We start from the raw sequence: 20,613 nt of genomic DNA, 5'->3' as shown, positions 1-20,613 counted from the left end.
GCTCGGCACTTCGACGACGCTAGTTCAGGAACTCGGCGCCGTCGAAGTATCCCACGACGTCGTTGTGCTCGACGATGAGCCGCGGGACGATCTCCAGCGTGTGATGCGCGTCCCCGGTGCCGCAGTACGCCGTGCCGAGCTCCAGAAGCCGCCCGTCGAGGAACACGGGCACGCCGAGCAGCAACGGGCCGACCGTGCCGACGTCGTAGCCGGTGCGCTCCCTGACCAGTTCCGGCGAGGCCAGACGGATCCCGTGCAGCCCCAGCGCGCGCCCCAGCTGCCGCCACCGAAGATGCCCCACGGCGGAGGCCACGATGGCGAACACGCCTTCCCGGGCCTCGACGACGTACGTGGCCACCGCCCGGGCCACGTCGAACACCTCCGCCCCGGACTCCAAGTCGACGATCGCCGTCTCATGCGCAATGATCCGCGCCTCGCCGGGATGCTCGGCGGCGAAGCGCACGATCTCCTCGAACCTGCCCATGCCGGCTCCTTTCCTCTCCGAATGGTATCCCGGACACGTCACGGCAGATCCGGATCGTCGCCGTCCGTCTTCGGCCAGACGGCGCCGAACATGCGCTCGCAGGCGTCCATGGCAGCTTCGATCGGCGTGGCTCCGACGCCAAGCGAAGCGTAACGGCCCAGCCGATCCGGGTCGACCCACGCCACGTCCCGCAGCCAGTCCCCGTACCGTTCGAGCATGTATGCGCAGGCCATGTCCCGCGCCGTCCTCCCCGGATGGTTTCGGGCGTGATACGGGTGCCCGTCGGCCGCGTCCTCCCAATAGCCGACGATGTATCCCGTGACCTCATGCATGAGCTCCGCGTATGCGGGATTCGACGGATCCATGACGGCATCCATGACGGCTTCCTTTCCGATGCATGGTCGACGCTTTGCGACGCTCTCCACGAGAGCTGTGCATCTTGGAGTATCAGGAAGCGATGACCCGAAAGGTGCGGGGGAACACGAAGGCGCGCTCGCCGATGCGGCAGCCGGCGATGCCATCGGACGCCGCAGACGCGACACGCGGGAATTGGGCAGCTTCGGCATTCTGTGCTAAGTTATCTTCTCGTTGCTTCAAGCGACGATCGGGCCATAGCGCAGTTTGGTAGCGCACTTGACTGGGGGTCAAGGGGTCGCGGGTTCAAATCCCGCTGGCCCGACCAAAAGGGCGGAATTCCAATGGTTTTCCGCCCATTCTCATATCCGGGGACCACAATCGGGTACACATCGGGTACATTGCTTCGGGACCATGCCCTCAGTCTCCGGGTCTCACGAGGTTTGCCTCGACCCGTCACGGCCACCGCGCCGAGGTTGACAACGGTCGTTGAGATTTATTGCGAAAAGAACGATCCCCGGGGTTTCATGATGTTTCGCATGAGTGACATGCCGGGGTATTCGCCGGTAGCATAACCAGCATGAACCCCGAAAGTTAACCCGCCACGATTGCCGATTTGCAGCGATGGTTCTCCATCGGGCGCATGGACACCTGCGTGCGTTCCGCACAGGCCACCGGATGCGACGTGGTCGACCTGTACGTGTGGAGATGAGCTGCTCCGGTGTCGAAAGGCGGAAGCCGTACGGGTTCAGAAGCGGCCTGCACGCGGCGGACATCGGCTATGTGGTCATCTCGATCCGCCGTCAGGCGGGCAAGATGGTCACGATCGGCATGCTGTGCGCTCTCGGCAGCTGTCCGCTGAACATCATCGTGGACTGCGCGTCGCAGCGCAGCCACGCCTCGGCCTTCTGCTGTTCGCTCATCTGCGATTCCGTGAGCTGCTGCAGCTCGTCGGCCACGGCCTTGTTGTCCTTGGCGCGCGTCTCCCACTCGTGCGAGTGGGAGACGGCCTCGCGGTACTTGGACTCCCAGCCCGTGGACTGCTCGCCGTGTGGCTCGCCCGCGTCCTGCAGTTGGTCGGTGTTGTTGGCTTCCTCGGCCATGGTGATCCTCCTATGGATGGTGATGGGGCCCGTTCCGGGCATAAAAAACCACCCATGCGGGTGGTTACGGAAATCTGGAACAGATCGTTAGGCGACCGCGCCTTCGGGGATTTTGTACCAAGGACGAGGCTTTCCGGCGATCAGGCATTCGATGGCCATCTTCTTGGCCTCCGCGTCGTTCCGAGGGTTCTGCGGATCGTTGAAGTGATAGATGGAATCGCCATCGAACGCAAGGGCATAGTACGAAAGAACGTCATCCGCCGGGAGCGCAGCGAATTCCGGGGACGCGTACATGTCCTTCAGCGACGCGTAGTCGGCCGGGTCAGGATAGTATCCGGGGTCTCCACGTTTCATGCTGCCATGCTCCTTACCATGTCTTGGAACATTTTACAGTTTCTTGGGAAGTATTTTCTCGAACAGTTCCCATGTGTTCTCATTGGACAGCTGCCCGCTGAGCATTTCCGCGAATGCTTCCGTTTCCACGGAGCATTTCTTGAAATAGCCGATCGGATGCTGCATCTCGGAGTATTGATGCCATTCGTCGCCGAGCGCATATTCGAGAATGTCGTCCACATCGAAATCCGCTCCCTTGCCTTGGGAGTGAATCTCGTCGGCTGGCGTGTCGATCAGGCGGATGCGTCGGGACCACTGGTGGCGGAACACGGTGGTGTCCTTTCCTCGGAGTTGCCCTTCTGGGCATAAAAACCACCCGTGTGGGTGGTCAGATAACAGAAAAGCCACCCGAAGGTGGCTTGAAAATCGATCGGACAGTCTAGTCCTTATTAGCGAGCGGATACTCGTTGCGCGGCTTGCCGTAGAAGACGCACCAGTTCAGCCAGTCACGCAATTCTTTGTCGGTGACGTACGGGCCGTCTTCCCCCATGACGAAGAACGCCGCATGGAAAGTGTGTGCGTAATCACTCAGAAGATCACCCAAGGACATGCTCTTGCCTTCTTCGCAGAATTCCTTGAAGAGAGTGTCGTTATCCATTGAGCGCCTCCCGTATCATCTTGTCTAACAGTTTAGCCGATTGCGGGAACCATTGCCGGATGTGCGCCTGCGTCTGCGGGAATCCGAGCATGTCTCCAGAATCGTAAGCGCCGGATCAAGATTGCGCCGCATGATGTTGGTGCTATCCCTCTTATCTAAACCCATACAGCCCTTTGACTCATATCGGGAGGCGTCATAGCTCTGCATCTTCAGGTTCTTCCCGCTGAGCTGGGGATGATCTTGCAGTCGCAGTCGGGTTTGCGTCCGAGGGCACGCGCGCGTACCGTACCCCTGTTGAGCCCGGCGTCCTCGAACTCGCGCAGCTTCGCCGAGCTGGTCTCGTTCGCGGTCTTGAGCTTCGCGTTGTCGTCGCGCAGATGCTGGATGAGGCTCCACGCCTTCTCCGGGCTGAACTCCTCGCTGTCGCGTTCCCACGGCGGCTTCTGGCCTCCGTCCGCGTCGGGCGGGGTCTGCTCGCCGGCGGTGTCGGCGTTCTGGTTCTGGTCTTCGATGCTCTCGTCGGCCATTGTGGTTTCCTTTCCTCCCGTCCTGCGGGCATAAGAAAAGCCACCATGAACTTCATGATGGCTTGAAAATCAAGGAAGGCCGAACCTTCCACCATGTCCGTCGAACGGTTTTAAGGGTGAAAGGCGCGGCCTTCACGCACTATTCTATCGTGTCAGACGTCTTTCGATCGAACCGTTGCACAATAGCACTATCTCGACGATGCTGGAGTTGGGACGACGCAGTTTGTCGAGGCAGTCATCCGCGATCTGGCTGAGCGGTTTCGGACAATCACTGATCTCAAGGATCACCCGCGAACTCTGCTTTTTGGCTTTCTTCAAAGCATTCGTGACCGTGTTTTTCCCGGCTCCGTGCAGCGTCTTCAACTCCCATGGTTCGTCGTCGATGTAGAAATCGGAGGTTTTGACGTTCCGTTCGTCGGAGAGCTTTCGAAAGACGACGTCATGGCCGAGGTCGCTCAGCTGTTTGGCGACGGCGCGCTCGTTGGAATCGGGGCTGGCGCCGGTCTCTATCCAATACCCGTCGTCATGCCGGACTGCGGACAGTCCACTAGGGGTCTTTCTGACGTCGGCCGAAGACCGCAACGTTCTCCGTTGGAGTCTTTTTCGTTCGAGAAACTCCGGGACGCTCCGCCGGCTTGCGGAATCACGGAACGAGCCGTTCTTGCGCAGGATCGGCAGTATCACGTCGGCGGTGCGCGGCGTCTTGTCGGGCAGGCTTTCGGCGGCGCGGTAGTAGTCGTCGATCCACTGCTGTTCTTTTTCGTCGGGCTTCCAATCGCCGTAGACGACCTCGACGGTGCACCCGCAGTGCGGATGGTACTTGTGCAGCGTGCCGGCTGGGATGCCCGGCGCAGGATTCGAGGTCGTCAGGGCCGTCTACCGGCTGGTGTATGCGGGGCCTCGGGCGACGGCATCGCGCAGAACGCGCACGGGTCGCCGTCGGACGCGCGCCGCCAGCCGATCGCCCGATGGTCCTTCTTCGCCCAGTTCTCGACCGTGGTGCGCCCGCCGGTGAGCACTGCCTCGTGGAATATGCCGAGGAACAGGCTGCGCGCGGCCGCGTACGCGGCCTCCTGCGTCTCGCCGCGGGCGATGTGCCACAGCACGCTGGTCGCGCCCGTCCAATCGATCTGATCGGCCATATGTTTGCGGTCGAAGAGCGGCATGGCCGTCTCGAACGAGCCGTCGCCGGTCTCCGCCTCGCGGAAGCGCGGCAGGTAGGCTGCGGCGGTCTCGGCGCTGATCCTCCGCCACGTCTCCAGCAGCTGGAGGATCGCGTTCTTCCGGATCGGCTGCGAGCCCTTCAGGTCGTTCACGTCGAGCGTGGAATCCCACACGCGTCGCGTCTGGATATCGGCCGTGATCGCCATGCCTTGGCGTGTTCACGGCTATTGCGTCGCAATGGATATGCTGGCAGGGAAGACTGACGGCAACTCAACAGAGAAAGGAGAAAGCGGGATGGACAACGATCTTGGTCATGGGCCGTGGTCGTTGAGACCGCCAAGCTGGCGTCCGACATCGCCACGTGGCACGATGGGCGAGACAGGCCCAGGAAGAGACGAACCGAGACCCGGATTCTGAGTCTATCCGGGTGCCTCGGGCCAACCATCATCCCGCAAACCATCATGAACGACAAACTTCAAGGAATCTTCGGGCTTGCCTTCGGGCTCATCGCCGCCGCCTGCGCGTTCACCGGCTTCGCCCCGTGGATCACGGCCTTGTTCGCCATCGCGGCCGGCGTCGACTGTCTCACCCTCGGACTGTTCGGAGGCCGTCAGGACTAGGCATTGCCTCAGCCTCACCGAGGTCGCCGAAAAACTCGGCATCACCAAGGGCGCCCTCGCGCAATACAAGCTCCCCGAAGCCGACGTGACCGTCGGCAGGGCACGGGGCTGGAGCGAGGCCACCATCGACGAGTGGAATGCCAACCGCCCCGGCCGCGGCGTCGGCGGAGGACGACCCCGCAAGCATCCCAAGACCGACGACTGAATGCAAGCGGCGCTCGCAGGCAATTCCTGCGGGCGCCGCTTCCCTTGGCGGCCTGACCGAACGCGTCCTCGGCCGAGCTGCCATCAGGCGCATTTCACCTTGCGAAGCCATGCGAAGCCTGCAGTCCTGTTAAACCAGCTATCATGACCCATAGCAGCTACTTACGGCAAAGGAGCCGAATATGTCGGATATGGATATGCAGCAGGTCACGGTCGGCGGCATCGACGTCGCCATTCCGCACGCGTTCAGCAGGCTGAACCGCATGCCGGACGATCCGCCCGACATGACGGCGTACGGCGCCGAGACGCCGCAGGCGACATGCGTGATGTTCCTGCAGCCCATACCCGCCGACCATGCCATGCCGTTCGGCAACGAGCAGGCCGTGGCGGACGGCATCCACCGGTCGCTGGGCGACGACCAGGGCCTGATCGAAGTCGCCGGCGGCGCCACCGACGCAGGGCGAAACGTCATCTGGAGCATCGTCAAGACGGTCTCCCAGACCGAAGGCGCGCAATACGCCCTGACCCTGCACCTCGACTGTGGCGGCTTCGCGCTGCAGGCCCAGGCATTCGCCAGCGAAGCAGGCGCGACCGGAATCCGCGAAGCGCAGGTCTACGAGTTCGCACGGCAGCACGGATGGATCGACGACCAGGGCCGCGGCTGGTCCCGCGACCCCTACGACGCCGAATACCGGCGCGGCATCCTCATGAACCTCTCGGAAGACAGCCAGTTCGACGACGCCTTCCCCGATCATCCGCTGTCGGTCGTCAGGAGTCTCGCGTCGGCGATCGTCGGCTGCAACTGACGCCCACAGGCACGGCGCTCGCAGGCGCCCGCCCTAGAACCGCCGCGCCACATGCACGACCGGCGGCAGCATCGCGACGGCCAGCACGAACGTCATCGCCAGAACCGTTCCTGACGGGAAGGCGCTGTATGCCCAGCCGTACGCGATCTGTCCGAGGGGCTGGGCGCACATGCTCGCGGAGAGCGCGAGCGACATCACCTTGCCGGTCATGTCCTCGGGACAGCCCATCTGAACCGCCGGCACGGCGATGAGGTTCGCGAACGTGATGGCGACCATGGTCGCGCAGGTGCCCGCCGTGAGCGCGGCGAGGCGCAGTCCCGCGGCCGCGGGGAGGATCATGGCGAGCGCCTGGGGCAGGATGGTGAGCGAGAAGACGCCGATCGCGGTCGGGAAGCGCCGCATGGAGAGCGTTTTCGCGGCCCGTCCGCCGGCGAGCGCGCCGAGCAGGCCCGACGCTCCCACGAGGCCGTATGCAAGACCGTACGCCGTGGAGCCGAATCCCAGCACGGTGCGCACCATGTAGGGGAAGCCGACCTCCGCGTACCCCGTCACCAGGAAGTTGAGCGCGGCGCAGATCAGCACCAGATGCAGCACGGCGGGACGCTCGCGCGTGAGGAATCGACCGGCCGCGCGCAGATCGTCCAGAGCGGAGGCACGTCCGTCGTCGCTGCGCTGCGGGGCGCCGAGCCGGATGAAGCACTCCACGACGGCGGCCGCGGCGAACCCTGCGGCGGTGATGCCCATCATGGGCATGGCGCCCACCGCCGCGTAGAGCACGCCGCCGAGCACGGCGGGCACGAGCGTGCTCGTCTGGTTCACCACGTTCACCGCGGCCATGGCGCGGCGCATCACGTCCTCGCCGTGGGAGCGGAACATCTGGGGGAGCGCCGCCTGCACCGTGGGCGTCTCCATGGCGTCGAGCACGGCAAGCGTCACCTGCATCACGGCGATCGCCGCCAGATTGAAGCCGGCCGCCGAGAAGATCGCGACGCAGGCGAGCACCGTTGCGGCGCAGAGCGCGTCGAGCGCCACCATAACGGTCCGGCGGTTCGTGCGGTCCGCCGCCACGCCGCCGAGCGGCGAGAGCAGGATCGTGGGCAGGATGCTCGCGGTGAGAATGGAGGCGAACGCCGCCGCCGAACCGGTCTCGTCGAGCACCCACATGGACATGGCGAACCGCAGCATGAGATTGGCGAAGAGCGATATGCCAAGACCCGCGATGAGCAGCCGGAAGTCGCGTGAGCGCAGGGGATCGGCGGCGCGGGCCGTTCGTGGCTGGCCCGTGCGTTCAGGCGTTCGCTCGGTTGTGTGCTCGGTTGTGCGCTGCGCCGTGTGCCGGGATACGTTCGTCATGATGGCGTGTTCCTTTCCTTGGCTGGCCGTGGCCGTTCCGTTTTTTTGGGGGGGGTTCTCCTCGGTCAGTAAAAGACCGACCGTCGGTCGGTCATGGTGGTAAAAATGTGCCCTTTCCGGGGCGCAGGAATGCGGGAATCCTGCCGCCCATCCCGCTGCGATCTTCGAGACGGGCGGCTTGGCTCGTCGCCTACGCGGACGCCGACTGTCCCTCGTCCGGCATCAGGGCCATGAGGCCCTTGACGGCCCGCGAGGCAAGCGCCTCGTCGAACACCGGCACGCCGATGGCGTCGAGCATCGCGGCAAGGCAGCGGATGCGGTGTTCCATGCCGTCGCGTCCGGTGGGGTAGAAGCAGGGCATGAGCCAGTAGTTGCACAGGAGCGCGAGCAGCTGTGCCGCCTCCTCGGGGTACGGCGTGGGGATGGAGCCGTCCTGCACGCCCATGTCGATGAGGGAGCGGAAGGACTCCGGCAGCTTCGCCGACCAGAAGCGCATGTTCGCGGTGAAGAACGCGGGGTCCTTGAGCAGCGCCAGCTGGGAGCGCACGAGATCCAGGTGCTCGGGGTCGTCCACGGCGGAGATGATGAGCGTGCGCAGCTTCTCGAGCGCGCTCATGTCCGTGCGCCGGATGAGCGCGTCGAGGAGTCGGGCGGTGACGGCCCATTCGTCGGCGTTCAGCCGGTCGAGGATCGCTTCCTTCGATGTGAAGTGGTGGTAGAGCCCGCCCTTCGACAGATGCAGGTCGTTCAGGATGTCCTGGACGGAGGTCTTCTCGTAGCCCTTTTCGGCGAAGAGCCTGCGGGCGGAGTTGAGGATCCGCCGCTCGGTCCCGTCGGAATGCACGTGTGCCATGGAGTCTCCCTTTCGCGTGTCCTCCCAGACAATACCGACCGTCGGTCGGTCTGTCAAGCAGGTCTCGGCGGCTGTGCAGAGAACATGCGGCGATGGCGTGCGATAGCATGCAAATATACATGGTTCAGAACATGGAGGTTTGACATGGCTATGCTGACCGTCCCCGTGGATACTCTGGTTCCCATCAGCCGATTCGGCCGCGGAACCGCAAGCGCCGAATTCGCGAAGGTCGCGGACAACACGCCCGTCACCGTGCTTCGCAACAACGAGCCCGTGTATTTCATCATCAACGAGCATGACTACCGCCATTTCCGCGAATTGGAGGAGGAAGTCAAGGAGCTGCGTAACGCGGAGGCGCGACGTCAGGCGCTGCACGGCGAATACACGCATTCCTTCAAGTCCGTCGATGACATGGACGACTATTTCGATGCGCTCTGAACCGCTGAGCATCGAGACCATCAGGGCGTTCGATCAGAATGCGAAGGCCCTGAAGAAGAAGCATGTCGATCTCAGGCGGATGAAGCCCGCGATCCGCGCGCTGGCGAACGGCGACGCCGATGCATTGAAGACGAGGTATCGAGACCACGCGCTGACCGGGCAATGGAACGGATTCCGGGAACTACACATCGACGGCGACTGGCTGCTTGTCTACTTCATCGACGCAGACAGACTGGTGCTCGTTCTGACTCGCACCGGCACACACGACGAACTCTATTCGTCGACGACACCGAAGAGCCTCGTCAAGATCGGCGCGACGCCGAGCGTGACGGCGATGACGGCGGCGGCCACGGCGAAGCTGCCGAGCATGCCGGTTTCGTAGGCGAGGGAGGCGACGCGGCTCATTCGTTCCAGCCCGCGGGTCTTCTCACGCGGCTTGGGGCGATCGTGTCACTTCGCGGTTTTTCCTGTAGGGCCTTCGCCTCAATGATCAACGCAAAATACTTTGTATCGCAGAATATCTGCAACAGACCGCGGCACTCTCTGCGTCAGCGATATCGCAACCAAACATTGCCGAAGCACGTCATCGCACATGCATCGCCTGCAGCAAAGGCATCGAAATTGTCCGGCCTATGATTGACTGCACCGCGATGCCATCGCATGGGGAGGTATGAATGCCGGCTGATTCGTTTCGCGTCGCGCCGATCGAGCCGCGATGGTTCCGCCAGAAGGCGCAGGTGCAGTCCCGCACGTGGCGCGAACTCAACGAAGGGCACATTCCGCAGGAGATCGTGGAGGCGATCACGCCCGAATTCGCGCTGAAGCTCACTCGGGCGCATGCCGCGAAGGGCGATGGGCAGATCACGCTGGTTGCGCTTGACGGCGATGAGGTCATCGGATTCGCCGAACTGCTGCGCGAGCCGCGCGGTCCGTCCGCCGACCGCTCCGAAGCGGCCGAGCTTGCGTCGCTGTACGTGCTCGCCGACCGGCATCGCCGCGGCGTCGGGCGGGCGCTCGTCGAAGCGGGAGAGCGGGCCATCGGCGGCGAGCGGCTTGTACTGTGGGTCTGCGCGTTCAACGTCAACGCGCGCGGCTTCTACCGTCATCTCGGATTCCGCGAGACCGGCCGCACCCAGACCGAGGATCTGGGCCTCGAACTCGAGATGATCAACTACTGAGAGCCGGATGCATTCTTTCGGCGGCGAGACGGTTTCGCGTCCGCGGTCATCCTCGGTTCGCGCTCGCGCCTCATTGAAAACTACTTTGTCTCACAAAGGGACTGATCACCGGCTCGACAACGCAGCAACTTGCAGATCAACGCTCAGCGATGCCCGAACAAGCATCGTCCATACGCACACAGCCTCCCGCACTGCCAGTGCCACTGGAATAGGCAGATAGGATGATTCGCATGGATAAGTCGCAACGCGTCAGCGTCCCACGCCGCAGTGTCATAGGCAGAAGGCAAACAGAAGCGGGGGCAGACTTGGCGCCGATGCCATCCGATGACTCCGATGACTGACCGTGCCATCGCCAGACCGCGGCTCGTTCTTGTGCCATGCGCTGCCATACACTTGGCGTGGTTGTTGTTGCGCGGATCGGAGTGCGATGGCTGTCATGTCGCTGATCGTGGGGGCGATGTTCCTGCTGGGCATGCTCACGGCATTGTGGCCCCATGTGCAGGCGAATCGGCTGGTGGCTTCCGGCAGGGCGCGCGTGAACGTTGCATGGTTCGTGGGATTCACCCACCGCGCCGAATGCGACGTGCCCACCTACCGGTGGCGAGACGACGAGGGCACGCATCAGTGGATCGACGAGAACGCGGCGGTGCCGCACTGGAACGTCCGCGGACGGTGGCCGTACGGTCCGGGATCGCGCGTCTACGTGGTGCGCGACGCGGCGGGAACGCGCTCGATGCAGTGGACCGGCCCCGGCGTCGTCGGCCTGCTCGCCGTGTGCTCGGCGCTGTTCCTCGGCCTTGGCTTCGCCGGTCTCGCGGGCCTTGCCGCATGACGCCGGACGTCGTCTTCCGCCATGGCCGTTTTCCACCGCGCGTTCACGATTTTGTCAGCCGGCGCGCAGCGGGGCCGCGCGCCGATGGGTACACTGGACACTATTGCACAAGCGGAATAGTGAAAGGGAAGGTATGGCCAACGCCAACGAGGATCCGTTCGTCGCCTGCGCCGCCAAGATGCGCGACCACGGCATGAGCGAGGTGTCCATCTCTCAGTTCGAGCGTCTGTACCGCGTCTGGCGCAACGAGGAGGCGTCGAGCTGGATCCGCGAGGCGGACGTCGAGCCGCTCACCGACGTGCCCAGCTTCCACGACGTCTACAGCACCATCGACCACGACAAGGCGGTCAACGCCTTCGCCAAGACCGCGTTCCTCAAGCTCAACGGCGGTCTGGGCACGTCGATGGGTCTGGCGTGCGCCAAGTCGCTGCTGCCGGTGCGCCGCCACAAGGCCAAGCCGATGCGCTTCCTGGACATCATCCTCGGGCAGGTCATCACCGCGCGCGCACGCCTCGGCGTGGAGCTCCCGCTGACGCTCATGAACTCCTTCCGCACCTCGGCGGACACGATGAAGGTGGTGGAGCACAACCGCAAGTTCCATCAGGAGGGCGTCCCCGTGGAGATCATGCAGCACGAGGAGCCGAAGATCGACGCCGAGACCGGCCTGCCCGTCTCCTTCCCGGCGAACCCGGACCTCGAATGGTGCCCGCCGGGCCACGGCGACCTGTTCTCCACGATCTGGGAGTCCGGTCTGCTTGACGTGCTCGAGGAGCGCGGCTACGAGTACCTGTTCATCTCCAACTCCGACAACCTCGGCGCGCGTCCGTCGCGCACGCTGGCGCAGTACTTCGAGAACACCGGCGCGCCGTTCATGGTGGAGGTGGCCACCCGCACCTACGCCGACCGCAAGGGCGGCCACATCGTGCGGGACAGGGCGACCGGCAACCTGATGCTGCGCGAGATGAGCCAGGTGCATGCGGACGACAAGGCCGACGCGCAGAACATCGCCAAGCACCCGTACTTCAACACCAACTCGATCTGGGTGCGCGTGGACGCGCTCAAGGCCAAGCTCGCCGAGTATGACGGCGTGCTGCCGCTGCCGGTGATCCGCAATGCCAAGACCGTGGATCCCACGGATCCCTCCACCACCAAGGTCATCCAGCTGGAGACCGCCATGGGCGCGGCCATCGGCCTGTTCGAGGGCGCGATCTGCGTGCAGGTGGACCGCATGCGCTTCCTGCCGGTGAAGACCACGAACGACCTGTTCATCATGAGGTCCGACCGCTTCCATCTCACCGACTCCTACGAGATGGAGGACGGCAACTACATCTTCCCGAACGTGGATCTGGATCCGCGCTACTACAAGAACATCGACGACTTCAACGAGCGCTTCCCGTACTCGGTGCCGTCCCTCGCGGCCGCCAAGTCGGTCACCATCCACGGCGACTGGACCTTCGGGCAGAACGTGAGGCTCTTCGCCGACGCGCTGCTGGAGGACAAGGGCGAGCCGGCGTACGTGCCGAACGGCGAGTACGTGGGGCCGCAGGGCGTGGAACCGGACGACTGGGTGGTGTGATCGCGCGGCGCCGCGGACGCGTTCCGCCGGACAAGAAACCGGACGAAAATTCATGCAAAACGTTCGCGGCAACACAAACACCCCTTACAATAGGGTGAAGTGCGCGGCAATGCGCACGGTGACGCATATCTTAACGAGACGTGAGGACTAATGGCAGAGGGATCGAACGGCAGGCGGCGGTTCTCCGATAAATGGGGAAAGCACGAATTGGACGTGCTGGCCGTGTTGTCGTCGGCGTTCCCCCAGTGGCTCACGTCCCGCCAGATCGCCCAGCGCGTCAAGGCCTACGCCGACTCCTACGGGGAGCTGGCCGATCAGGCCGCCAAGGCCGCGTTCGCCAAGCAGTTCCAGCGCGACCGCGCCAAGCTGGCCGCCATGGGCATCGCCATCGAATCGCGCCAGCCGGAATACTCGTCCAAGTCGGAGGGACAGGACTTCGCGTCCTACCGTCTGCAGCTGGGCGACGAGCCGCGCGTGCGCCTGCACTTCGAGCAGGAGGACCTGCCCGTGCTGGCCGCCGCGAACTATCTGGCGCGCTCGATCTCCATGTCGCAGGCATCCGAGCAGGAGGAGCACCAGCAGCAGACGTCGCGCACCGCGCCGCGTGTGCCGCAGATGCCCATCCCCGGCCTCGGCCTCGACTCGATCGCCCCGGGACTCGGCACGCAGACCATCCCCGAATCGCTGGTGAAGGTCATCGATTCGCGCCGCTTCGCCGCCACCGTGGACGTGGACGGCGAGCACATCAACGTCGCGTACCGCGACACCGACGATCTGGCCATGTACGTGCTCGAGCATCCGGGCGCCTCGATCGTCAGCCCGCGCGAGGCGGTGGACGCGTTCCACCGCAGGCTCAACGCCGCGGTGAACCTGCAGGAACTCAACGACGACGATGCGGCCAGCGGTCCGTCCGCCGCCACCGTCATCTCGCAGCCGCTCGTGCGCGCCCAGGAGACGGGCTCCGAGGAGCGGAGCAAGTCGCACAAGAAGGGTTCGGGGTCGTTCCAGACCGGATCCGAGGTGGACCGCCGACTGCGTCTGATGCTGTTCCTCTCCGCGCATCTGGGCGAGGAGTATTCGCTGGCCGAGCTGGCCGAGCGTTTCATCGGCCGCGCGCGCACCGAGGACGAGCTCAAGAAGTCGGTCGCGGTGATCCACAAGGACATCAACACGCTCACCACCGTGTCCGACGACGGCGAGATGGCCGGCAGCCAGTTCTTCGACATCGACTGGTCGCTGCTCGACGCCGAGGGCATCGTCTCCGCCACCAACTCGCTGGGACTCGAACGTCTCGCGGGCATCTCCCCGCAGTACCTGAGCCTGCTGACCGCATCGGTGAGCTATCTGGCGCATTCGCCGCTGCTGCCCGAGCAGTCGCGTTCCCAGGCGCAGTCCCTGTACCAGCGTCTGCGCCCGCACGTCAAGGCGGGGGAGACCCCGTGGCTGAGCCTGACCGGGTACGAGCTCGAGCCGAACAGCTTCGCCGTGGTCCGCCGCGCCATCAACGACGGCGCCCTGCTGGACATGGAGTACACGGATGGCGCGGGACGCACCCGCCGCAAGCTCGTGGCCCCGGCCAAGATCTTCGTCGAGGAGGGCCTGTACTACGTGGCGGTCTGCACGGACGTGGACCGTTCCGGCAAGTCCAAGGACAAGGGCAAGGCGCACGAACCGTCCGACCACCAGTGGCAGGTGCTCAGACTGTCGCGCATCGAGCACGCGGACATCGTCAAGCCGGAGCACAAGCCGCAGTTCGAGGACGTGCCCGTGGCCGAGCTGCGCAAGTGGAGCTTCGACAACGGCACCGCGGTCACGTTCATCACCGACCAGCCCGAACTGTCGTTCATCAAGAGCCTTCCCGGCGCCAGCGTCGAGGCGTACGGCACGGGGGAGAAGGTCAACCTCACGGTCTCCTCGGACTCGTGGTTCGTGGCCTTCTGCATCGCGCACGCCAGGCACATCGTCGCGGTGGCGCCGAACACGCTGCGCTCCATGATCATCGCCCGCGCCCAGCGCGAGCTCAGCCTCGGCGCCGGAGACGATCAGTGATGCCGTGGTGGGTGTGGCTGCTGTGCGTGGTCTTCATGCTGGCAATGATCGTCGCCGGTCTGGTGATCGCGGCACGGCACGGGCTGCGCGCCCTGCACGTCATCGGAGACACCGGCCAGCGTCTCGCGGAACCGCTCGGCCGCATGGCCGAGCAGCGGACCGAGCCGACCGGTCCCGAGGATCCCTCCTTCGCGCAGCCGCTGCGCGCCAGCGTGGAGCGGTACGAGATCGCGCACGCGGCCAAGCTGCGGCGCAGGGCGGCCGTCGAGGATCGTCACGCCGACGCGTGGAGACGCTGGGCCGAGGACTGAGCATGCCGAGGGCGCTCGGACATCGGGCGCCGATCGCGGCCGACCACGGATCGCGGTCCGCCGCGGAGACGAACAACCGAACGACAGTGGGGACCGATGGCAGCACATCATCATCGCAAACGTGACCGGCAGGCCGAGAGCCGCACCGCGCAGGACAGGGCGTCCTCGCCGTCCGCGCGCTACGCGGCGTTCAGGGAGCGCCGGCGCCACGCCGAGACCGCGGCCGCGCGGTTCGAGGCCACGCTGGACTTCCCGCTCGACGACTTCCAGCGGGAGGCCATCGACGCGCTCGAGGACGGCGACAACGTGCTCGTGGCCGCCCCCACGGGCGCAGGCAAGACCATCGTGGCCGACTTCGCGGTGTTCCTCGCCCGCGAGCGCAACGTCAAGGCCTTCTACACCACGCCCATCAAGGCGCTGAGCAACCAGAAGTACCACGATCTGGTGGACGTGTACGGCGAGGACCGCGTGGGTCTGCTCACCGGCGACAACTCGATCAATTCCGAGGCGGACATCGTGGTGATGACCACCGAGGTGCTGCGCAACATGCTCTACGAGCGCTCCGTCACGCTGGACGCGCTGCGCTACGTGATCCTCGACGAGGTGCACTATCTGGCGGACCGGTTCCGCGGGCCGGTGTGGGAGGAGGTCATCATCCACCTGCCCCGCACGGTCAAGGTGGTGGGCCTGTCCGCCACCGTCTCCAACGTGGAGGACTTCTCGCAGTGGATCGCCTCCGTGCGCGGCGACACGCGGCTCGTGGTCTCGGAGCGTCGTCCGGTCCCGCTGGAGCAGCACGTGCTCGTGCAGCAGGACGACCGCACCGAGCCCGAGGTCCTCGACCTCTACCTGCACGACGCGAACGGCGAGCAGACCACGTCCGTCGACCAGCGGCTGATCGCGCGCCTCGCGCAGCTCGACCGGCAGGCCGCGCGGAGGCAGAGCGCCCCGCGTCATGACCGGCGTCCGGGCAAGCATCCCCAGGGTTCGCGCGAGCGCAGGCCGCAGCGTCATACGCCGCGGCGCTGGGCCGTGGTCGACGAGCTGAACTTCCTGGGCATGCTGCCCGGCATCTACTTCATCTTCTCGCGCAACGGGTGCGACCAGGCCGTGGACCAGTGCATCAACGCCGGTCTGGAGCTCACCACGGACGCCGAGGCCGCGCGCATCCGCGCCATCGTGGACGAGATGATCGACGGGCAGCTGTCCGACGCCGATCTCAAGACCCTGCGGTTCGCCCAGTTCCGGTTCGCGCTTGAGGAGGGCTTCGCCGCCCACCACGCCGGCATGATCGCCCTGTTCCGGCAGATCGTCGAACGTCTGTTCGAGGAGGGGCTCGTGAAGATGGTGTTCGCCACCGAGACGCTGGCGCTGGGCATCAACATGCCGGCGCGCTGCGTGGTGGTGGAGAAGCTGGAGAAGTTCGACGGCACCGGCCACGTGCCGCTGACGCCGGGGGAGTACACCCAGCTCACGGGACGCGCGGGACGCCGCGGCATCGACACCATCGGCCACGCCGTGGTGGTGGACCACGCCGGTTTCACGCCGCAGACCGTGGCGGCGCTGTCCTCCAAGCGCGTCTACCCGCTGCATTCGAGCTTCCGACCGACGTTCAACATGGCCGTCAACCTGCTCAACACGAGCGACTACGCCACCGCGCGCCTCACCCTCGACCACTCCTTCGCGCAGTGGGAGGCCAACGAGTCCGCCACCCAGCTCGAGGCGCAGATCGGCACGCTCGAACGCGCCCTGGACGGCTACGAGCGGGCGTTCGCCTGCCAGCACGGCGACTTCCGGGAGTTCATGACCATCCGCATGACGCTGGCCGACCTTGAAAAGGGGGAGCGGCGGGCGCTCAAGCACGCGGTCTTCGCCTCCGAGGACGCGAGGAAGAAGGCGTGGCGCAGTCTGGACCGCCGCATCGCCGCGCTCAAGGAGCGGGAGCGCGAGCATCCGTGCCGCGACTGCCCGGATCTGCAGCAGCATCTGCGCTGGGGCCACCGCTGGGCGCGGGAGACGCGCGAGCTGGAACGCGTGCGCAACCGGTACGAGTCGCGCACCGGATCCGTGGCGCGCCAGTTCGACCGCATCTGCACCGTCCTGCATCAGCTCGGCTACGTCGAGCGCACGACGCAGCCGGATCCGTATGCCGCCGATGCGGAGCACGACGTCGACTACCGTCTGACCGATCGCGGCCAGCTGCTGCGGCGCATCTACAGCGAACAGGATCTGGTGCTGGCCGAGGCGCTGGAGACCGGGGTGCTCGACGGTCTGGACGCTCCGGGCCTCGCCGCGGCGCTGTCCGGCATCGTCTACGAGTCGCGTCGGGGATCCGGCGGCGAGCCCAGGCATTACCCGGGCGGAGCCAACGGAGCCGTCGCGAATGCGGCGCGCGCGCTCGTCCGTCTGCGCGGCCAGCTCGGCGTGATCTGCCAGGACAACGGCCTCGACGACCTGCCCAAGCTCGACTTCGGCATCTGCGACATCATCTACGAGTGGACGTGCGGGCGCGATCTGGCCACCGTGCTGTACGACAACGAACTGACCGGCGGAGACTTCGTGCGCAACGCCAAGCGTCTGGCTGACGTGCTGCAGCAGGTCGCGGCGACCGCATCGCTGCTGGGCGACGGGGGAGAACGGCTCGCCCAGTCCGCGTGCAGGGCCGTCGAAGGCGTCAACCGCGGCATCGTCGCCTACACCGGCGTGGAGTAGCGGGAATACCGCGTCGTCCCAACTGTTGAGTATTGTTGCATAGGTTTGAATCCAAGGAGGCAATATGGCGGAACGTTCCCTCAGGGGCATGAGCATCGGCGCGAAGTCGCTGGAATCCGACGAGAACGTCGATTTCGCGGCGCGCAACGATGTGGCGTACATCTGTCCGAAGGGGCATCGCACCATCCTGCCCTTCGCGGACGGCGCCGAGGTGCCCGACGAGTGGGAGTGCCGTTGCGGCGCGGTGGCGCATCGCGAGGGCGAGGACACCGAGGCGAACGAGATCGCCAAGCCCACCCGCACCCACTGGGACATGCTGCTCGAACGCCGCAGCGAGGACGAGCTCAAGGCGCTGCTGGAGAAGCGGCTGCAGATGCACCGCGACGGCTGGATTCCCGACTACGAGTGATTTCGCGGCATCGCCGCAAACCGCATTGCATGCCCGGTCATAGCGACCGGGCATAATGCATTGCGGAGCATTTGTCATGCGAGACGTGAGAGAGAGGAACCATCACATGGCCCAGCATCCCCGGAACGTCGTGCTGCTCGATCTGGACGGCACGCTCACCAAGTCCGATCAGGGCATCATCCAGAGCGTCGTCAAGACCTTCGAGGCGCTCGGGCGCCCGGTGCCGGACGACGCCGAGCTGCACCGGTTCATCGGCCCGGCCATCAGCGAATCGCTGCAGCGCAACCACGTGCCTGACGACGAGCTCGACCACGCCATCGCCATCTACCGCAGCTACTACGCCGACAAGGCCGTGTTCGACGATCCGAACAATCCGGGGGAGAAGGTTCCCGGACGCTTCGTCAACGTCGTCTTCCCCGGCATTCCCGAGCAGCTCACCAAGCTGCGCGCCGACGGCTACTTCCTGGCGCTGGCCAGCTGCAAGCCCGAATACCAGTGCCATCCGATCTGCGAGCGATTCCATCTGACGCCGCTGCTGGACGGCATCTACGGCGCCAGCACCGACAGCTCGCGTCTCGACAAGGATCAGGTGATCCGATACTGCTTCGAGAGCATCGGCTTCGATTCGGCCGCCGGCGACAGGGCGCTGATGATCGGCGACCGGTACACCGACATCGACGGCGCACGCGCATGCGGCGTCGACACGATCGGCTGCCGCTGGGGCTACGCGCCCGCCGGCGAGATGGAGGAACACGGCGCGTATCGGATCATCGAGCGCGTCGACGAGATCGAGCCGGCGGTGAACGCCTACTTCGCCGCGCGCTGATCATCCGTTCCGGTTCGGGTGAGCCCCCGGAACGATTCGGTTATGTCAGAAAACACGTGAGAAGGACGAATCCCGCATGCGGCATCCTGCATGCGGGATTTTGCATATCCGACTGCATATATGCACGGGATCATGCATAGTCCTGCATAACAGGCGTTCGATTATGCAGAATGTATGCATCCGCCGAAACGCGCGCATCCGACTTGTCGGGCGTTGCTTGGCGTACCGTGTCGCGGCGACAACACGGAAAAGGACGCCGGAGTGCGGCGGACGACGCAAGACATATCGGAGGAACGATGCGGCGGCCACCGTATGCACGACGTGCATGGTGCAGAACGCGTCGCGGCGATGCGGGACGGACGCCAAGAAACCGCAGGTGCGTAGACGATGCCGCGCGAAGCGGTTCCCGGATATCGTTCCATATAGCCGATAATGTACGTTATGTCAGATTAGCCGTGGGTCAGGTATCTCTGATCCTCCCCTCACAGGCTGATTTCCCCATCCACCGTATATGATTGATGTCATGACGGCGAACGGCAACCGGTCTTCATCTCGCTTCCGATGGTTGGGCATCCTATGGATCATCCTCGCCTTGGGTGCTTTCGGCATGATGGGCGTGAACGGGCTTGCCATGCACACGCCCAGTCTTCAGGCTCCCGCCGCCGCGCTCAGACTCTACTGGGTGACGATCGGGTTGGGCGTCATCCTACTGGTCGGCGTACCGGTGCAGAAACTGCGGGCATCCGACAAGGCCACGCGCAACATCGGCATGATCCTGTGCGCCGTCGGCGGACTGGCGCTCATCATCTACGGCGCCCAATGCGTCGGCCGGTGGGATGCGGATCGACGGGAGGGACCGCAGGATGCGACCGCCACCGTCCTCGACGTCCGGGAGAAGGAATACCGGGACGACGACACGAACCATGTCACGGACGTGGACTGGATCCTCACCATTCGACTGCCTGACGGAGACACCCGCGAATGGACGCTGGCCGACGAACCGGATCCGCCGATTTCGGCGGGCGACACTGTGGACGTCACCTACTGGCGGCGAACCAACATCCTCACGTCGATCAGCTTGACGCGCTGACAACGCCTTTCCTGGTGTCGTGGTGTTGCCCCGGGCAGCCGGGGGCGTTGATCCGGTTCGTGTGCGTCGCCGATCGCGGCATCACCCCGTCACGCCCTGGCGGCTGCGCGCTCGGCCTTGCGGGCCTCGAGCTTCATGCGCATGCGCATGGCCGTCAGATCGTCGATGGGACGGCCGGCCGCCTTGGTGACCGAGCCCCGCAGCGCGGTCAGATCCACGTAGTCCTCGTTCGCCAGCGCCGCGTCGATCTGGTGCCAGAGCGATCCGACGGATACGCCGAACACGGCCTTGCCGCTGTGGACGAGTTCGATGACCTGCTCGTTGGTGGTGCATTCGTGCACCTCGTCGCCGTCGCACATGATGGTGACGTTCTCCAGCTGCGCCGCGGTGCGCTGCGTGAGGAAGCCGATGGCCGTGGTGACGTTCTGCAGATTCACGCCGGCGTCGAGCAGACGCTTGGACACCGCGAGGATCACCACGTCCTTGAACGAGTACAGCCTTCGGGATCCGGATCCGTGCGAGGGATTGATGGACGGCTCCACGATCTGCTTGCGCGCCCAGTAGTCGAGCTGACGGTAGGTGATGCCGGCCACCTTCGAGGCGACGGTCCCCCGGTATCCCCGTTTGGCGTCCTGCGCGTCCGAGACCTCGAACAGCTCTCCCTGGACGGCGGCGTCGGCACCGACCGCGTCGCGTTCGGCCTCGGCGCCGCGCAGGTTCGGCTCATTCATCC

At 65.0% G+C, this 20,613-nt stretch carries 25 protein-coding genes and 1 tRNA gene; 14 read left to right on the top strand and 12 right to left on the bottom strand.

The window, feature by feature from the left end; genetic code table 11:
* Positions 1–19 precede the first annotated feature (19 nt).
* Both G1C96_RS01630 and G1C96_RS01625 read right to left on the bottom strand, forming a co-directional pair.
* Complete coding sequence (locus G1C96_RS01630) at positions 20–484, bottom strand: aminoacyl-tRNA deacylase (RefSeq protein WP_169274898.1); 465 nt, start codon at positions 482–484, stop codon at positions 20–22.
* Between the two features lie 38 nt (positions 485–522).
* Positions 523–861, bottom strand: a complete 339-nt coding sequence (locus tag G1C96_RS01625; protein ID WP_169274897.1) for a hypothetical protein — start codon at positions 859–861, stop codon at positions 523–525.
* Between the two features lie 228 nt (positions 862–1,089).
* Between G1C96_RS01625 and G1C96_RS01620 the strand changes: the two genes are divergently transcribed.
* Positions 1,090–1,166, top strand: a tRNA-Pro gene (locus tag G1C96_RS01620).
* A 475-nt stretch (positions 1,167–1,641) separates the two neighbouring features.
* Here the strand turns inward: G1C96_RS01620 and G1C96_RS01615 are convergent.
* The 7 genes from G1C96_RS01615 to G1C96_RS01585 form a co-directional block, all read right to left on the bottom strand.
* Positions 1,642–1,941: a hypothetical protein gene (locus G1C96_RS01615; RefSeq protein ID WP_169274896.1), complete on the bottom strand. Its 300-nt coding sequence runs from the start codon at positions 1,939–1,941 to the stop codon at positions 1,642–1,644.
* Positions 1,942–2,028: 87 nt separating this feature from the next.
* Positions 2,029–2,295: a hypothetical protein gene (locus G1C96_RS01610; RefSeq protein WP_169274895.1), complete on the bottom strand. Its 267-nt coding sequence runs from the start codon at positions 2,293–2,295 to the stop codon at positions 2,029–2,031.
* Positions 2,296–2,328: 33 nt separating this feature from the next.
* Positions 2,329–2,604 carry a hypothetical protein gene (locus G1C96_RS01605; RefSeq protein WP_169274894.1) on the bottom strand — a complete coding sequence of 92 codons (276 nt, stop codon included), beginning with the start codon at positions 2,602–2,604 and terminating at the stop codon, positions 2,329–2,331.
* A 109-nt stretch (positions 2,605–2,713) separates the two neighbouring features.
* Positions 2,714–2,932 carry a hypothetical protein gene (locus G1C96_RS01600; protein WP_169274893.1) on the bottom strand — a complete coding sequence of 73 codons (219 nt, stop codon included), beginning with the start codon at positions 2,930–2,932 and terminating at the stop codon, positions 2,714–2,716.
* Positions 2,933–3,141: 209 nt separating this feature from the next.
* Positions 3,142–3,459 (bottom strand): hypothetical protein, encoded by a 318-nt coding sequence (locus G1C96_RS01595; protein WP_169274892.1) that lies wholly within the window; start codon positions 3,457–3,459, stop codon positions 3,142–3,144.
* Between the two features lie 144 nt (positions 3,460–3,603).
* A complete protein-coding gene (locus tag G1C96_RS01590) occupies positions 3,604–4,143 on the bottom strand; it encodes a CdiA C-terminal domain-containing protein (protein WP_169274891.1) in 540 nt (179 codons plus the stop codon).
* A gap of 182 nt (positions 4,144–4,325) precedes the next feature.
* The gene (locus tag G1C96_RS01585; RefSeq protein ID WP_169274890.1) at positions 4,326–4,829 is read right to left on the bottom strand and encodes a VG15 protein; all 504 of its coding nucleotides are present in this window, start codon (positions 4,827–4,829) and stop codon (positions 4,326–4,328) included.
* Positions 4,830–5,084: 255 nt separating this feature from the next.
* Between G1C96_RS01585 and G1C96_RS01580 the strand changes: the two genes are divergently transcribed.
* The gene (locus G1C96_RS01580) at positions 5,085–5,243 is read left to right on the top strand and encodes a hypothetical protein (protein ID WP_169274889.1); all 159 of its coding nucleotides are present in this window, start codon (positions 5,085–5,087) and stop codon (positions 5,241–5,243) included.
* Between the two features lie 386 nt (positions 5,244–5,629).
* Entirely contained in the window at positions 5,630–6,253 is a 624-nt protein-coding gene (locus tag G1C96_RS01575) for a hypothetical protein (RefSeq protein WP_169274888.1), read from the top strand.
* 33 nt (positions 6,254–6,286) lie between these two features.
* Here G1C96_RS01575 and G1C96_RS01570 read toward each other — a convergent pair whose 3' ends face one another.
* Complete coding sequence (locus tag G1C96_RS01570; protein ID WP_169274887.1) at positions 6,287–7,606, bottom strand: MFS transporter; 1,320 nt, start codon at positions 7,604–7,606, stop codon at positions 6,287–6,289.
* A gap of 190 nt (positions 7,607–7,796) precedes the next feature.
* Positions 7,797–8,459, bottom strand: coding sequence for a TetR/AcrR family transcriptional regulator (locus G1C96_RS01565; RefSeq protein WP_169274886.1), 663 nt, complete (start codon positions 8,457–8,459; stop codon positions 7,797–7,799).
* Between the two features lie 144 nt (positions 8,460–8,603).
* Here G1C96_RS01565 and G1C96_RS01560 point away from each other — a divergent pair, with 144 nt between their 5' ends.
* The 11 genes from G1C96_RS01560 to G1C96_RS01510 all read left to right on the top strand — a co-directional run bounded on the left by G1C96_RS01560 (position 8,604) and on the right by G1C96_RS01510 (position 19,880).
* Positions 8,604–8,897: a prevent-host-death family protein gene (locus G1C96_RS01560; RefSeq protein WP_240945041.1), complete on the top strand. Its 294-nt coding sequence runs from the start codon at positions 8,604–8,606 to the stop codon at positions 8,895–8,897.
* A complete protein-coding gene (locus G1C96_RS01555) occupies positions 8,887–9,279 on the top strand; it encodes a type II toxin-antitoxin system RelE/ParE family toxin (RefSeq protein WP_169274885.1) in 393 nt (130 codons plus the stop codon). Before G1C96_RS01560 ends, G1C96_RS01555 begins: the two co-directional genes overlap by 11 nt.
* Before the next feature lie 292 nt (positions 9,280–9,571).
* Entirely contained in the window at positions 9,572–10,075 is a 504-nt protein-coding gene (locus tag G1C96_RS01550) for a GNAT family N-acetyltransferase (protein ID WP_169274884.1), read from the top strand.
* Positions 10,076–10,502: 427 nt separating this feature from the next.
* Entirely contained in the window at positions 10,503–10,907 is a 405-nt protein-coding gene (locus G1C96_RS01545) for a hypothetical protein (RefSeq protein ID WP_169274883.1), read from the top strand.
* A 133-nt stretch (positions 10,908–11,040) separates the two neighbouring features.
* Positions 11,041–12,483: a UTP--glucose-1-phosphate uridylyltransferase gene (locus G1C96_RS01540; protein ID WP_169274882.1), complete on the top strand. Its 1,443-nt coding sequence runs from the start codon at positions 11,041–11,043 to the stop codon at positions 12,481–12,483.
* A 150-nt stretch (positions 12,484–12,633) separates the two neighbouring features.
* A complete protein-coding gene (locus tag G1C96_RS01535; RefSeq protein ID WP_169274881.1) occupies positions 12,634–14,532 on the top strand; it encodes a helix-turn-helix transcriptional regulator in 1,899 nt (632 codons plus the stop codon).
* Positions 14,532–14,843, top strand: coding sequence for a hypothetical protein (locus G1C96_RS01530; protein WP_169274880.1), 312 nt, complete (start codon positions 14,532–14,534; stop codon positions 14,841–14,843). The genes G1C96_RS01535 and G1C96_RS01530 overlap by 1 nt, the downstream gene beginning before the upstream one ends.
* Before the next feature lie 96 nt (positions 14,844–14,939).
* Positions 14,940–17,555: a DEAD/DEAH box helicase gene (locus tag G1C96_RS01525; protein WP_169274879.1), complete on the top strand. Its 2,616-nt coding sequence runs from the start codon at positions 14,940–14,942 to the stop codon at positions 17,553–17,555.
* A gap of 64 nt (positions 17,556–17,619) precedes the next feature.
* Entirely contained in the window at positions 17,620–17,964 is a 345-nt protein-coding gene (locus G1C96_RS01520) for an RNA polymerase-binding protein RbpA (protein WP_169274878.1), read from the top strand.
* Positions 17,965–18,070: 106 nt separating this feature from the next.
* Positions 18,071–18,790: an HAD hydrolase-like protein gene (locus G1C96_RS01515; protein WP_169274877.1), complete on the top strand. Its 720-nt coding sequence runs from the start codon at positions 18,071–18,073 to the stop codon at positions 18,788–18,790.
* A gap of 523 nt (positions 18,791–19,313) precedes the next feature.
* Positions 19,314–19,880 (top strand): hypothetical protein, encoded by a 567-nt coding sequence (locus G1C96_RS01510; RefSeq protein WP_169274876.1) that lies wholly within the window; start codon positions 19,314–19,316, stop codon positions 19,878–19,880.
* Between the two features lie 89 nt (positions 19,881–19,969).
* Here G1C96_RS01510 and G1C96_RS01505 read toward each other — a convergent pair whose 3' ends face one another.
* A complete protein-coding gene (locus G1C96_RS01505) occupies positions 19,970–20,611 on the bottom strand; it encodes a MerR family transcriptional regulator (protein WP_169274875.1) in 642 nt (213 codons plus the stop codon).
* Between the last annotated feature and the right edge of the window lie 2 nt (positions 20,612–20,613).

Source organism: Bifidobacterium moraviense (assembly GCF_012932365.1).
GTDB lineage: Bacteria > Actinomycetota > Actinomycetes > Actinomycetales > Bifidobacteriaceae > Bifidobacterium > Bifidobacterium moraviense.
This window is presented reverse-complemented; position numbering and strand designations above follow the sequence as displayed.

Excerpts from the sequence above, each read along its gene's own strand:
- G1C96_RS01630 (WP_169274898.1), bottom strand. The coding sequence starts at position 484 with ATGGGCAGGTTCGAGGAGATCGTGCGCTTCGCCGCCGAGCATCCCGGC.
- G1C96_RS01625 (WP_169274897.1), bottom strand. The coding sequence starts at position 861 with ATGGATGCCGTCATGGATCCGTCGAATCCCGCATACGCGGAGCTCATG.
- G1C96_RS01615 (WP_169274896.1), bottom strand. The coding sequence starts at position 1,941 with ATGGCCGAGGAAGCCAACAACACCGACCAACTGCAGGACGCGGGCGAG.
- G1C96_RS01610 (WP_169274895.1), bottom strand. The coding sequence starts at position 2,295 with ATGAAACGTGGAGACCCCGGATACTATCCTGACCCGGCCGACTACGCG.
- G1C96_RS01600 (WP_169274893.1), bottom strand. The coding sequence starts at position 2,932 with ATGGATAACGACACTCTCTTCAAGGAATTCTGCGAAGAAGGCAAGAGC.
- G1C96_RS01595 (WP_169274892.1), bottom strand. The coding sequence starts at position 3,459 with ATGGCCGACGAGAGCATCGAAGACCAGAACCAGAACGCCGACACCGCC.
- G1C96_RS01585 (WP_169274890.1), bottom strand. The coding sequence starts at position 4,829 with ATGGCGATCACGGCCGATATCCAGACGCGACGCGTGTGGGATTCCACG.
- G1C96_RS01580 (WP_169274889.1), top strand. The coding sequence starts at position 5,085 with ATGAACGACAAACTTCAAGGAATCTTCGGGCTTGCCTTCGGGCTCATC.
- G1C96_RS01575 (WP_169274888.1), top strand. The coding sequence starts at position 5,630 with ATGTCGGATATGGATATGCAGCAGGTCACGGTCGGCGGCATCGACGTC.
- G1C96_RS01570 (WP_169274887.1), bottom strand. The coding sequence starts at position 7,606 with ATGACGAACGTATCCCGGCACACGGCGCAGCGCACAACCGAGCACACA.
- G1C96_RS01565 (WP_169274886.1), bottom strand. The coding sequence starts at position 8,459 with ATGGCACACGTGCATTCCGACGGGACCGAGCGGCGGATCCTCAACTCC.
- G1C96_RS01560 (WP_240945041.1), top strand. The coding sequence starts at position 8,604 with ATGGCTATGCTGACCGTCCCCGTGGATACTCTGGTTCCCATCAGCCGA.
- G1C96_RS01555 (WP_169274885.1), top strand. The coding sequence starts at position 8,887 with ATGCGCTCTGAACCGCTGAGCATCGAGACCATCAGGGCGTTCGATCAG.
- G1C96_RS01550 (WP_169274884.1), top strand. The coding sequence starts at position 9,572 with ATGCCGGCTGATTCGTTTCGCGTCGCGCCGATCGAGCCGCGATGGTTC.
- G1C96_RS01545 (WP_169274883.1), top strand. The coding sequence starts at position 10,503 with ATGGCTGTCATGTCGCTGATCGTGGGGGCGATGTTCCTGCTGGGCATG.
- G1C96_RS01540 (WP_169274882.1), top strand. The coding sequence starts at position 11,041 with ATGGCCAACGCCAACGAGGATCCGTTCGTCGCCTGCGCCGCCAAGATG.
- G1C96_RS01535 (WP_169274881.1), top strand. The coding sequence starts at position 12,634 with ATGGCAGAGGGATCGAACGGCAGGCGGCGGTTCTCCGATAAATGGGGA.
- G1C96_RS01530 (WP_169274880.1), top strand. The coding sequence starts at position 14,532 with ATGCCGTGGTGGGTGTGGCTGCTGTGCGTGGTCTTCATGCTGGCAATG.
- G1C96_RS01525 (WP_169274879.1), top strand. The coding sequence starts at position 14,940 with ATGGCAGCACATCATCATCGCAAACGTGACCGGCAGGCCGAGAGCCGC.
- G1C96_RS01520 (WP_169274878.1), top strand. The coding sequence starts at position 17,620 with ATGGCGGAACGTTCCCTCAGGGGCATGAGCATCGGCGCGAAGTCGCTG.
- G1C96_RS01515 (WP_169274877.1), top strand. The coding sequence starts at position 18,071 with ATGGCCCAGCATCCCCGGAACGTCGTGCTGCTCGATCTGGACGGCACG.
- G1C96_RS01510 (WP_169274876.1), top strand. The coding sequence starts at position 19,314 with ATGACGGCGAACGGCAACCGGTCTTCATCTCGCTTCCGATGGTTGGGC.
- G1C96_RS01505 (WP_169274875.1), bottom strand. The coding sequence starts at position 20,611 with ATGAATGAGCCGAACCTGCGCGGCGCCGAGGCCGAACGCGACGCGGTC.